The 12,874-nt window shown below is 66.7% G+C and carries 10 protein-coding genes and 1 pseudogene; all 11 read left to right on the forward strand.

What is annotated here, in order from left to right:
- The first annotated feature begins 14 nt into the window (after positions 1 to 14).
- The 11 genes and pseudogenes from LXM88_RS01985 to LXM88_RS02035 all read left to right on the forward strand — a co-directional run bounded on the left by LXM88_RS01985 (position 15) and on the right by LXM88_RS02035 (position 12,863).
- The gene (locus LXM88_RS01985) at positions 15 to 1,601 is read left to right on the forward strand and encodes an ABC transporter substrate-binding protein (protein WP_262531525.1); all 1,587 of its coding nucleotides are present in this window, start codon (positions 15 to 17) and stop codon (positions 1,599 to 1,601) included.
- Between the two features lie 79 nt (positions 1,602 to 1,680).
- Positions 1,681 to 2,634: an ABC transporter permease gene (locus tag LXM88_RS01990; RefSeq protein WP_047904373.1), complete on the forward strand. Its 954-nt coding sequence runs from the start codon at positions 1,681 to 1,683 to the stop codon at positions 2,632 to 2,634.
- Positions 2,635 to 2,664: 30 nt separating this feature from the next.
- Complete coding sequence (locus LXM88_RS01995; RefSeq protein ID WP_262531527.1) at positions 2,665 to 3,621, forward strand: ABC transporter permease; 957 nt, start codon at positions 2,665 to 2,667, stop codon at positions 3,619 to 3,621.
- A complete protein-coding gene (locus LXM88_RS02000; protein WP_262531529.1) occupies positions 3,621 to 5,492 on the forward strand; it encodes an ABC transporter ATP-binding protein in 1,872 nt (623 codons plus the stop codon). Before LXM88_RS01995 ends, LXM88_RS02000 begins: the two co-directional genes overlap by 1 nt.
- A 295-nt stretch (positions 5,493 to 5,787) precedes the next feature.
- Positions 5,788 to 5,919, forward strand: a pseudogene (locus LXM88_RS37235) (sarcosine oxidase subunit beta); the annotation flags it as partial.
- Positions 5,920 to 5,930: 11 nt separating this feature from the next.
- Entirely contained in the window at positions 5,931 to 6,386 is a 456-nt protein-coding gene (locus tag LXM88_RS02010) for a helix-turn-helix domain-containing protein (protein ID WP_262531530.1), read from the forward strand.
- A 313-nt stretch (positions 6,387 to 6,699) separates the two neighbouring features.
- A complete protein-coding gene (locus LXM88_RS02015) occupies positions 6,700 to 7,434 on the forward strand; it encodes a cupin domain-containing protein (protein ID WP_262531531.1) in 735 nt (244 codons plus the stop codon).
- 2 nt (positions 7,435 to 7,436) lie between these two features.
- Positions 7,437 to 8,762, forward strand: a complete 1,326-nt coding sequence (locus LXM88_RS02020; RefSeq protein WP_262531533.1) for an NAD(P)/FAD-dependent oxidoreductase — start codon at positions 7,437 to 7,439, stop codon at positions 8,760 to 8,762.
- 116 nt (positions 8,763 to 8,878) lie between these two features.
- Entirely contained in the window at positions 8,879 to 10,156 is a 1,278-nt protein-coding gene (locus LXM88_RS02025; RefSeq protein ID WP_262531535.1) for an NAD(P)/FAD-dependent oxidoreductase, read from the forward strand.
- Positions 10,153 to 11,610 (forward strand): aldehyde dehydrogenase family protein, encoded by a 1,458-nt coding sequence (locus LXM88_RS02030; protein WP_262531536.1) that lies wholly within the window; start codon positions 10,153 to 10,155, stop codon positions 11,608 to 11,610. The genes LXM88_RS02025 and LXM88_RS02030 overlap by 4 nt, the downstream gene beginning before the upstream one ends.
- A 68-nt stretch (positions 11,611 to 11,678) precedes the next feature.
- Positions 11,679 to 12,863 (forward strand): M20 aminoacylase family protein, encoded by a 1,185-nt coding sequence (locus tag LXM88_RS02035; protein WP_262531538.1) that lies wholly within the window; start codon positions 11,679 to 11,681, stop codon positions 12,861 to 12,863.
- Positions 12,864 to 12,874: the final 11 nt, after the last annotated feature.

The raw sequence follows: 12,874 nt of genomic DNA on the forward strand, positions 1-12,874 counted from the left end.
CAGGAGCAGTTCGGATGAGCGACGATATCGACAACGGCGGAGATCACCGCGGCTTCACGCGCCGCGACATGATGCGGATCATGGCGGCGGGCGGCATGATGGCCACCGGCGCCGGCGGACTGCTGATGGGCGCGCAGCCGGCGTTCGCCGCGCCCGCGCCGAAGCGCGGCGGCAAGATCCGCGTGGCGAACGAATCCAGCTCGACGGCCGATACGCTCGACCCGGCCAAGGGCTCGACGGGCGCCGACTACATCCGCTTCTTCATGTTCTACAGCGGCCTCACGCAGCTGGATGCGAGCCTGACGCCGCAGATGAACCTGGCCGAGTCGCTGCGCACCAGCGACGCGAAGACCTGGGTCATCAAGCTGCGCAAGGGCGTCACGTTCCACGACGGCAAGACGGTCGGCCCGGCCGACGTCGTGTTCTCGCTGCTGCGCCACAAGAACGCGGCCACGGCCTCGAAGGTCAAGACGATCGCCGACCAGTTCACCGACGCGAAGGCGACCGGGCCCGACGAAGTCACGCTCACGCTCGCCAGCGCGAACGCGGACCTGCCGGTGATCCTCGCGACGCCGCAGCTCGTGATCGTGAAGGACGGCACGACCGACTTCACGACGGGCATCGGCTGCGGTCCGTACAAGCTCAAGACGTTCAAGCCGGGCGTGTCGACGGTCGGCGTGCGCAACGACAGCTACTTCAAGCCGGGGATGCCGTATCTCGACGAGATCGAGCTGATCGGCATCAGCGACAGCGCCGCGCGCCTGAACGCGCTGCTGTCGGGCGACGTGCACCTCGTGAACGCGGTCGACCCGCGCTCGACGCAGCGCGTTGCGTCAACGCCCGGCTATGCGCTCAAGGAAACCAAGTCGGGGCTCTATACCGACCTCATCATGCGCAGCGAAAGCCCGCTGACCGCGAACCCGGATTTCGTCGAGGGGATGAAGTACCTGTTCGACCGCGAGCAGATCCGTTCGGCGGTGTTCCGCGGCTATGCGGTGATCGGCAACGACCAGCCGATTCCGCCGGGCCATCGCTACTTCAACGCGTCGCTGCCGCAACGATCGCACGATCCGGACAAGGCGAAATTCCTGTTCCAGAAGGCGGGCGCGCTGGGCGTCGCGCTGCCGCCGATCTATGCGACGTCGGACGCGAACGGCTCGATCGAGATGGCCGTGCTGCTGCAGCAGGCCGGCCAGAAGATCGGACTGAACCTGCAGGTGAACCGCGTGTCGGCCGACGGCTACTGGTCGAACCACTGGATGAAGCATCCGCTCGGCTTCGGCAACATCAATCCGCGTTCGAGCGCCGACGTGCTGTTCACGCAGTTCTTCAAGTCGGATGCGCCGTGGAACGAGTCGGGCTGGAAGAACGCGAAGTTCGATCAATTGCTGCTGGCCGCGCGTTCCGAGACGGACGACGCGAAGCGCAAGCAGATGTACGGCGAGATGCAGGTGATCGTCGCGCAGCAGGGCAGGGTCGGCATCCCGGCGTTCATCAGCTTCCTCGACGGCTACGACAAGCGCCTCGGCGGCCTCGGTTCGATCCCGACCGGCGGAATGATGGGCTTCATGTTTGCCGAGAACGTGTGGTGGAACGCGTGACGCCGTTGCCTGCCGCAGCCGCGTGGCCGGTGCGGGTTGCCGCGCCGGCCACGCTCGAACCTTCCAGGAGGGCCGCGTGATGAACCGGATTCTGCTCGGACTGATCGGCCGCCGCATCGCGGTCACCGCGCTGACGCTGCTGATCGTGTCCGTGATCATCTTCGCGATCACGAACCTGCTGCCGGGCGATGCCGCGCAGGCCGCGCTCGGCCAGTCCGCGACGCCGGAAACGGTGGCCGCGCTGCGCCAGCAGTTCGGCCTCGACATGCCGGCCCACGTGCGCTACGTGCACTGGCTCGCGAGCCTGCTGCACGGCGACTTCGGCCGTTCACTGTCGAGCGACATGCCGGTGTCCGACATGATCGGCGGCCGCCTGCCGAAGTCGCTGACGCTCGCCGCGATCACGACCTGCGTATCGGTGCCGATCGCGCTGGTGCTCGGCATCCTCGCGGCGGTCAAGCGCGAGTCGGCGATCGACCGCGCGATCAGCCTCGGCACGCTGTCGCTCGTCGCGACGCCGGAATTCCTGATCGCGACGGTCGCCGTGCTCGTGCTGGCGGTGAAGCTGCACTGGCTGTCCGCGCTGTCGTACAGCGGGCCGATCGAAAGCGTCCACGATTTCCTGCGCGCGTATGCAATGCCGGTGCTGACGCTCTGCGCGGTCGTGATCGCGCAGATGGCACGGATGACGCGCGCGGCGGTCATCGAGCAACTGAGCGCGTCGTATGTCGAGATGGCCGTGCTCAAGGGCGCGAGCCCCGCGCGCGTGGTGCTGCGCCATGCGCTGCCGAACGCGATCGGGCCGATCGCCAATGCGATCGCGCTGAGCCTGTCGTACCTGCTCGGCGGCGTGATCGTCGTCGAGACGATCTTCAACTATCCGGGCCTCGCCAGCCTGATGGTCGATGCGGTCGGCAACCGCGACTTCCCGTTGGTGCAGGCGTGCACGCTGATCTTCTGCGTGGCCTACCTGACGCTCGTGCTGTTCGCCGACCTGTGCTCGATCGTGTCGAACCCGAGGTTGCGGACCTGACCGTCCCGTCCTTCTCCCGAGATGCCGAACATGGACCCGACCGAACCCGTACAACGCAGCAGCGCGCTGCCGCCGCCCGGCGATCCGCGCCCGTCGTGGGGCGACACGCCGCCTGCCGCGCCTTCTCCCGAGCAGCCGCGCAAGCGCCGCGCGATGCGCCCGGCCCTGACCACCGGCGGCTGGATCGGCCTGTCGATGGCGAGCCTGATGCTGTTCATCGCGGTGTTCGCGCCGCTCCTCGCGCCGCACGAAGTCGGCACGATCGTGACACCCGACGTGTTCGCGCCGTTCAGCGCGAAGCTGCCGTTCGGCTCGGACTTCCTCGGCCGCGACATGCTGAGCCGGATCCTGTTCGGCACGCGGCTGACCGTGCTGCTCGCGCTCGCCGCGGTGCTGCTCGCCGCGCTGACCGGCACGACGCTCGGGCTGCTCGCGACGGTGTCGGGCCGCGTGGTCGACGAGACGATGAGCCGCGTGCTCGATGCGCTCACGTCGATCCCGTCGAAGATGTTCGCGCTGATGATCGTCGCCGCGTTCGGCTCGTCGCTGCCGCTGCTGATCCTGACGGCCGCGATCAGCTACATGCCGGGCTCGTACCGGATCGCGCGCGCGCTGGCGGTCAACATCAGCACGCTCGAATTCGTGCAGGTCGCACGAGCGCGGGGCGAGAGCGCGCTGTATATCGCGTGCGTCGAGATGCTGCCGAACATGATTCACCCGATGCTCGCCGACACGGGCCTGCGCTTCACGTTCGTCGTGCTGCTGCTGAGCGGCCTGAGCTTCCTCGGGCTCGGCGTGCAGCCGCCGTATGCGGACCTCGGCTCGCTCGTGCGCGAGAACATCGCCAGCCTCGGCGACGGCTCGGCCGTCGCGATCATGCCCGCGGTCGCGATCGCGATCCTGACGGTGGGCGTCAACCTGTTGATCGACGGCTTGCCGCATCGCGGCCGCCGCAAGGGCGCGGCCGCTGCCGCGGGAGCACACTGATGCGACACGAATCGAACCCGCTCGTCGAGGTGCGCGGGCTGCGCGTGGTCGGCGGCCGGCCGGGCGGTGCGGAAACGACGATCGTCGACGGCGTCGACTTCGACGTCCGGCGCGGCGAGGTGCTCGCGCTGATCGGCGAATCCGGCTCCGGCAAGACGACGATCGCGCTGTCGCTGATGGGCCATGCGCGCGCCGGCTGCCGGATCGCCGGCGGCTCGGTCAAGCTCGACGGCTCGGACGTCTGCAAGTTGTCCTCACAGGCGCTGACTGCGCTGCGCGGCCGCAGGGTCGCGTATATCGCGCAGAGCGCGGCCGCCGCGTTCAACCCGTCGCGGACGATCCTCGACCAGGTGATCGAGAGCGCGCTGATCCACCGGACGCTGACGAAGCGCGATGCGCGGGCGAAGGCGGTCGAGCTGTTCCGCGCGCTCGCGCTGCCGGAGCCGGAGACGATCGGCAAACGCTATCCGCACCAGGTGTCGGGCGGCCAGTTGCAGCGCCTGATGGCGGCGATGGCGCTGATCACCGATCCGGAGCTGGTGATCCTCGACGAACCGACGACGGCGCTCGACGTGACCACGCAGATCGACGTGCTGCAGGCGTTCAAGAGCGTGATCCGGCGCTACGGGATGAGCGCGGTGTACGTGTCGCACGATCTGGCCGTCGTCGCGCAGATGGCCGACCGGATCATCGTGCTGAGCGACGGCGTGATCCGCGAGTCGGGCGACACCGAACAGATCCTGCATGCGCCCGCGCATCCGTACACGCAGAGCCTGATCGCGGCGGTCGCGCCGAGCGATGCCGAACCGGCGGCGAAACCCGCGCCCGCCGCGCCTGCGCCGCTGCTCGACGTGCGCGGCGCGATCGCCGGCTACGGCGGCCGCACCGCGAAAGGCTGGCCGGCCAAGGTGATCCTGCACGAAGTGGACCTGCGCATCGGGCGCGGGCAGACGGTCGGCGTGATCGGCGAATCGGGCTCGGGCAAGACGACGCTCGCGAAGGTGATCGCGGGCCTGGTGCCGGCCACCGGCGGGCAGATCCTGCTCGACGGCGAGCCGCTCGCGCTCGACATCGGCAAGCGCACGAAGGAGCAGCACCGGCGCGTGCAGATCGTGTTCCAGAACGCGGATACCGCGCTCAATCCGGTGCATACCGTCGAGCGCACGCTCGCGCGACCGCTCGCGTTCTATCACGGCATCAAGGGCGAGCGCGCACGGCGGCGCGTCGCGGAACTGCTCGAGCTCGTGCGGCTGCCGCAGGCCGTCGCCGGGCGGCGCACCGGCGAGTTGTCCGGCGGGCAGAAGCAGCGCGTGAACCTCGCGCGCGCGCTCGCGGCGGAGCCCGACCTGATCCTGTGCGACGAGGTGACGTCGGCGCTCGATACCGTGGTCGGCGCCGCGATCATGGACCTGTTGCGCGAACTGCAGGCGAAGCTCGGCGTGTCGTACGTGTTCATCACGCACGACATCGCCAAGGTGCGCGCGATCAGCGACGACATCGTCGTGCTGTATGCGGGCCGCCGCGTCGAGACGGGCAGCCGCGACGCGTTGTGCGCGCCGCCTTATCACCCGTACTCGCACCTGCTCGTGTCGTCGGCGCCGGAACTGCGCGCGGGCTGGCTCGACGATGCGGCCGAGCGTTGCCACCGGCCGCTGGTGCCGATCGGCGCGAGCGCGGACAACGCCGGGCTGTGCCCGTTCCTGTCGCGCTGCCCGATGCGGGTGGACGGCGTATGCAATCGGACGGCGCCCGTGCTGCGCACCCTCGACAACGGCGCGCAGGTGCTGTGCCATCGCAGCGAGGACGACCTGAAGCGCTTCCAGGCGGAGCCGGCGGCGGTCGTCGCGCCGGTGCAGCCGGTGCGCCTGTAGTGGGCCGCACCATCAGTTCACCGCGCTCGCGTAGGCCGGCGATCGGCTTTCCGCACAGGCTGCTGCGGCAGTCGCGAAAAACGGTGGATTGTGCGTGCGCCGTGCGCGAATACGCCGTAACTGCGCTTCTTGACGGTGATTAAATGGTTTTCAATGAGCGATCGCCGATCGCCGCCGGAGCGTTCGAGAAGGATCCGATGAAACTCGAATCGTACTGGCTGGATACTCGCCCCGCGTTTCGCACCGGCCGTGAAGAGCCCGTTGAAGGACGCGCCGACGTAGTCGTAGTCGCCATTACGCATTCGGGTTCTGCGGACATGGCTTCCAGCTCGAGCCCGGCGTCGGCGGCGCGATGGCGCAACTGATCGACGCCGGCGCGACCGGCACGCCGATCGAGTCGTTCGCGGCCGCGCAGGCGGCCGCATGAGGATGGCGAACATGGTCGCTCTGTTCCACGATTCGGTCGAAAGTGCGGTGCTCCGCGCTGCTGGCGTCGGGCGGCCCGTATCGCCGGCCATCGGCGACGTGCTGCGCACGATCGATGCGTCGTTCGCGCAGCCGCTGAATCTCGATACGCTCGCGGCGGTGGCCGGGTTGAGCGTGTCGCGTTTCACCGCGCGTTTTCGCGGCGAAATCGGGCTGTCGCCGCATCGGTATCTGTGTCTGGTGCGTGTCCGGCGTGCGCAGGACTTGCTGCGCGGCGGCGTGGCGCCGTCGGTCGTGGCGACCGAGGTCGGTTTCTTCGACCAGAGCCATCTGTGCCGGCATTTCCGGCGGGTGCTCGGGATTACGCCGCGCGATTACGTGAGCGCGCGGTCGGGTGGGGCGCAGGGGCGAACGTCGTCGGTGCGCACGCACGATGAACGCCGCGACGCGTCCTGTCACGCCGCGTAGGCGAAAGCGGAGCGGGCGCGCGGCTGCGACCGGCCCTGGCTGCTCGGTGAAGCCGCCTGCCGGCCTGTGGCTTTGTCATTAAACCGTGTTTAACGATCGCTTTTCTGGATGTTAATCAGTCGGGAAGGTCTGAGACGCATAATTGCAGGCACGAACCACCAGCCGCGCGATTGAATGATTTCGCAACGAATACGCTTTATCCAACAGATCAATACTCCTGACGGTTTCCGGAAAAGAAGTCGCGAGAACAACGATTTCCGGTACCGCCCGAGGGCATTTCAACAAGATCGTCGCGCAATGCGCAGGAGCAGAAATGACCGTAGCATTCGTGTTGCACCGTGCCGACGGCACGCCTTTGTCAACCGTCTTCCGCAGGGAGTCATTCGGCGAGAACGACCCTTTCGGGCGACATCGGGAGATCGCATGGGAAGGCCGCGACTCGATGGCCGCGGGCCGTATCGGCTTCGTGGGCGAGCTCGACGTGCCGAGCTTTCCGCACATTGAAACCATCATCGTCGTGAAGGGAGAGCTTACGCTCGAAGTGCCCGGAGCGGCGCCGTTGGTGCTCGGTCCGCAAGCGGGGGCGGTCATCGGCTGCGGCACAACGGTCCGCGTCAACGCAGCATCGCCCGTGCTTTTCATGTTCTGCGTGGCGGCTTGCAGGAATCCGACGAAACGCGGCCTCTTTGCGCTGCGCGCCGATGCCGACTTCAAGCCGTCTGCATCGCTGCCGGCCGACGTGCTGCTCGGTCCCGCTCCGCAATGCCGCAGTGACAACGTCTTCACCGACGACGGCGCAGGTTACTGCGCGGGTACGTGGGATTCGACGCCGTACCATCGGATCGTTCGCCCGCATCGGGTGAACGAGTTCATGCAGCTGCTGGCCGGCAGCGTACGGTTCGCCGCGCCTGATGGCAGCGTGCTGTCGGTCGGCGCCGGCGACGCGCTTTTCGTCCCGCAGGGTGCATCGATCGGGTGGGAAAGCAGCGATCGCGTGGCGAAGTTCTACGTCGTGCAAGACGTCCAGGTATCTACTGAGCAACATTGATCATGTCGCCTCCACTGCAGCACATACAAACTTCGCCCACGCTGCCGGCCGCGGCTGACGTCGTCGTGATCGGAGGCGGGATCATCGGCGTTTTTACCGCCTACTACCTGGCCCTGCGCGGGGTTTCGGTCGCGCTGGTCGAGAAGGGCAGGATCGGAGCCGAGCAGTCGAGCCGCAACTGGGGCTGGTGCCGGCAGCAAAACCGCGACGCGCGCGAGTTGCCGATGGCAAGCAAGAGCCTCGATCTCTGGGAACGATTTGCCGCCGAATCCGGCGAAGACACGGGTTTTCATCGTTGCGGGCTGTTGTATCTGAGCAATGACGAAGCCGAGTTGTCGCGTTGGTCCCGTTGGGGCGAGTTCGCAAAGACCGCGGGCGTGACGACGTACATGCTCGACAGCCGGCAAGCGAGCCAGCGCGGGCAGCCAACCGGGCGACCCTGGAAGGGCGGCGTCTTTTCGCCGAGCGACGGCACCGCCGACCCGGCGAAGGCCGCGCCGGCCGTGGCCGCTGCACTGATGAAGCTCGGCGGCAGCGTCAACCAGCACTGCGCGGCCCGCGGCATCGAACTCGAGGGCGGGCGGGTTGCCGGCGTCGTCACGGAAGCCGGGGTGATCAAGACCAGAACGGCCGTGCTCGCCGGTGGCGCGTGGGCGTCGTCGTTCTGCCGCCAGCTCGGCATCCGTTTTCCTCAGGCCTCGATCCGCCAGTCGATCCTGAGCGTGTCGCCTGTCGAACAGCGCTTGCCGGATGCGCTGTTCACCTCCGGCGTGTCTGTTACGCGTCGGAGCGACGGACGCTACGCACTGGCCATCAGCGGCCGCGCGCGCGTGGATGTGACGCCGCAGTTCCTGCGATTCGCCCCGCATTTCGTGCCGATGTTCGCGAAGCGCTGGCGCAGCCTTCTTCCGGGAGGCCTCGAAGGCATGCGCGGCGGCCACGAATCGCTGAAGCGGTGGCGACTCGATGCGCCGACACCGATGGAGGCGGTGCGCATTCTCGATCCGAAGCCCGATATGCCGACGGTCACCGAAACGTACCGCCGTGCCGTCGAACTGCTGCCCGAACTTCGTGAAGCGACGATCACTCACGCTTGGGCCGGGTTCGTCGACAGCACGCCGGACGGCGTCCCGGGTATCGGCGAAGTGCCGGGCGTGCCGGGCTTGATCCTGGCAGCGGGCTTTTCCGGGCACGGCTTCGGCATCGGCCCAGGCGCGGGTCACTTGATCGCGGATCTCGCCACCGGTGTGCGGCCGATCGTGGACCCGATACCGTATCGGCCCGGCCGATTCGGCGAATCCGCCTGGGGCAAGGTCGCTGATTTTTAGTTTGCGGCCGTCACGTGAAAGGCGGTGGCGGCATTTGAATGATGTGCTTTGGTTCGGATCGGTGCGGCGAATGCCCGCCGCCTTTCCAGCCTGGTGCGCCAGCTTTGGAGTGTGTGATGCGTTTCAGTTCCTACTGGCTCGATACGTCCGAGCCATTCGTGAGCAGCTCGCCGGATCTGCCTGACGGAAGTTGCGACGTGGTCGTGGTGGGCGGCGGAATCACGGGTTCGGCAGCGGCACTGGCGCTGTCGAAAAAAGGCGCCCGCGTCGTTGTCTGCGAAGCCGGCACCGTGGGGCAGGCGGCGTCGGGACGCAACGGCGGCATGTGCAACAACGGCTTCGCGCAGGATTACGCTTCACTGTCGCAGCGCATCGGCACGGAACTGGCCAACCGGTTGTATCTTGCGTTCGACGCGGGTGTCGACACGGTCGAGCGGCTGGTCCGGGAGGAGTCGATCGACTGCGATTTCGTGCGCTGCGGAAAGCTCAAGCTCGCGGCGAAGCCGGAGCACTACGACAAGCTGGTACGAAGTCAGGCGCTGCTCGCCGGGAGCGTGGATCCCGACACGCGCGTGGTGACGAAGGCGGAACTGCGCGACGAGATCGGCTCGAACCGTTATCACGGCGGGTTGATCTTCGAGAAGAGTGCCGGGATGCACGTCGGCCGCTATGTGCGCGGCCTTGCGAACGCCGCGCAAGCGCGCGGTGCGCACATCCTGGAGCGTGCGCCGGTACTCGGGTTAAAGAGGGAGCCGGGTGGCGCATACGCGTTGCGAACGCCGCTCGGTGAGATCCGTACGCGCCAGATTCTTCTGGCGAGCGGCATTTCGCAGGTGGGGCCGTTCGGCTGGATCCGACGCAGGATCGTGCCGGTCGGCGCTTTCATCATCGTCACCGAGCCTTTGCCGCGTGAACTTCTGGACCGGTTGCTGCCGACTCGCCGGATGGTCGCCGACACGAAGAACTTCGTCAACTTCTTTCGCGTCACGCCCGACAACCGGATGCTGTTTGGCGGGCGTGCGCGTTTTGCGACGTCCAACCCCCGTTCAGACGAAAAGAGCGGGCTGATCCTGCGACAGCAGATGGCCGCCGTGTTCCCAGAACTGGCCAGCGTGCGCATCGACTATTGCTGGGGCGGCATGGTCGACATGACGGCCAACCGCCTGCCGCGCGCGGGCCAGCGACGAGGTGTTTATTACTCGATGGGCTATAGCGGCCACGGCACGCACATGGCCACGCTGATGGGCACGCTGATGGCAGAGATCATGGACGGGCGAGCCGATCTCAACCCGTGGAACAGCTTCGACTGGCCCGCTATTCCCGGCCACTTCGGCAAAGCATGGTTTTTGCCGTTCGTGGGCGCGTGGTACCGACTCAAGGACACCCTGCAATGAATTCACCTGTTCATCATCTGATGCAAGCCGGAAGACTGGATCGATTCTTCATCGACGGAGACTGGGTCATGCCCGACGGCGACGATCGGTTCGCGGTCGTCTGCCCTTCCACTGAAGACAGGCTGTGCGAAATTCCGCTTGGGAACGCACGCGACGCCGACCGCGCGGTGCAGGCCGCGCGCGACGCTTTCGAACGCTGGGCCGCGACGTCGCCGCAGCAACGCGCCGCGCTGCTCGACCGCGTTCATGCGCTGATACTCGAGCGTGCCGAACTGTTTGCCACGGCGCTCACGATGGAAATGGGCGCGCCCATCAGCTATGCGCGCGGTGCCCATGTGCCGCTTGCGGCCGAACATATCCGGGTCGCGCGCGACAATCTGGCCAGCTACCCGTTCCGGACCCGGCGGGGGACGACCGCGGTCGTGCGCGAACCGATCGGCGTGTGCGCGCTGATCACGCCGTGGAACTGGCCGATCTATCAAATCACGGCGAAGGTCGGCCCGGCTCTCGCAGCGGGCTGTACCGTGGTCCTGAAACCTAGCGAGCTGTCGCCGCTCAGCGCGTTGCTGTTTGCGGAAGTGATCGCCGATGCGGGCGTGCCCGCGGGCGTATTCAACCTGGTGAGCGGCAGTGGAACGGAAGTGGGCGCGGCGCTCGCATCGCACCCGGAGGTCGACATGGTTTCGATCACGGGGTCGACGCGTGCGGGCGTACTGGTTGCGCAAGCGGCGGCTCCGACCGTCAAGCGCGTTGCGCAGGAGCTTGGAGGCAAGTCGCCGAACATCGTGTTGCCCGATGCGGACCTGTCGCGTGCCGTCGCGCCGGGCGTTGCCGCAGCGTTCCGGAACATGGGCCAGTCGTGCAGCGCGCCGACCCGCCTGATCGTACCGCGCAGCCTTCTGGGTAGCGTCGAAGAGTTGGTCGTCGCGGCAACGGAACGGATGGTCGTCGGCGATCCGTTCGCCGAAGCGACGACGCATGGCCCGCTGGCCAATCGCGCGCAGTTCGATCGCGTCGAGCAGATGATCGACGCGGGCATCGACGAACGGGCGAAGCTCATCGCCGGTGGGCCCGGACGGCCCGCGGGTTTCAATCGAGGCCTTTATGCGCGGCCAACCGTCTTTTCCGATGTCGGCACCGGCATGACGATCGCGCAGCAAGAAATCTTTGGTCCGGTCCTCGCGATCCTTCCTTACGACACCGTCGAAGAAGCCATCGCTATCGCGAACGATACGGTTTACGGGCTTGGCGCACATGTGCAGGGCACCGACAAGGAACGCGTGCGCGCGGTGGCTGCGCGCATCCGGTCGGGTCAGGTGCATCTGAACTACCCGGCATGGGACCCGCAGGCTCCGTTTGGCGGATACAAGCAGTCGGGAAACGGTCGCGAGTACGGGATCGAAGGGATGGAAGAGTACATGGAGATCAAGTCGATCCTGGGTTTCCATGATTGAAGCAGTTGCTGCGCGCGATGCGACGGCAGTACGGATTTGAATCCGTTTGCTTGGTAAAGGTGCCGAGATTGGAAACCCCCGTCATCCCCGAGGCGTCGCTGAAAACGCATCACGCGCACTGGGCGACATTGCGCCGCGATCTGCATGCGCATCCCGAGTTGCGATTCGAAGAGCACCGGACGGCCGACGTCGTCGCCCGTGAGCTTGAAGATCTTGGCTACGCGGTTTCACGTGGGATCGGAGGCACGGGAGTCGTCGCGAGCCTGACCGGTGCGAATCCGGGCCGCGGCATCGTGCTCCGTGCCGATCTGGATGCGTTGCCGATCCAGGAAGCCAATGACTTTGCGCACGCATCGTGCGCCCACGGGGTCATGCACGCGTGCGGGCATGACGGGCATACCGTCATGTTGCTGGGGGCCGCGCGAATCCTGAAGGAACTACGGCAGTTGCCGGGCACGGTTCATTTCGTGTTCCAGCCCGGAGAAGAGGGGGGCGCGGGCGCGCGAAAGATGATCGACGACGGGCTGTTCGAGCAATGTCCGACGGATGCGGTATTCGGCATGCATAACTGGCCCGGTTTGCCTGCCGGGCATTTCGGGTTGCGTACCGGCCCGATCATGGCCGCGGGCTCCCGGTTCAGGATTACGGTAACGGGCAAGGGCGCGCATGCGGCGCAGCCGCATCTGGGCGTCGACCCCGTCCCCCTCGCGTGTTCGATGGTGCTGCAGTGTCAGACCATCGCTGCGCGGCACAAGGATCCCGTGGATCCCGCCGTCATTTCCGTCTGCATGTTCCATGCGGGAACGACGGACAATGTCATTCCGGACAGCGCCGAGTTGCGCGGGACGATTCGCACGCTATCGTCGGCATTGCAGCAGAAGCTGCAGCGCGACGTCCAGCTCATGTGCGAGGGGCTGGCCCGTGCCTATGGCGCGCAAGTCGAGGTCGAGTTTTTTCAGTACTACCCCGCGACGGTCAACACGCCGGCCGAGACGGCGCTCTGCGAAACGGTTATTCGCGAGACGTTCGGCGACGAACGTCTTTACCGCGACGTGCCGCCGAACATGACATCCGAAGACTTCGGCTTCATGCTGGAGGAGCGGCCCGGCGCTTATGTGCTGATCGGCAATGCGCCGGCCGGAACGGCCGCGCCGGCTCTGCATCACCCGAAATACGATTTCAACGACGACATCATTCCGGCCGGCGTCCGGTATTGGGTCGCCTTGGCGCAGCATTACTTCGGGACCGTTTGACGCGGCGGTTC

Origin of the sequence: Burkholderia sp. S-53 (genome assembly GCF_025560745.1) — a bacterium.
Classification (GTDB): Bacteria; Pseudomonadota; Gammaproteobacteria; order Burkholderiales; family Burkholderiaceae; genus Burkholderia; species Burkholderia pyrrocinia.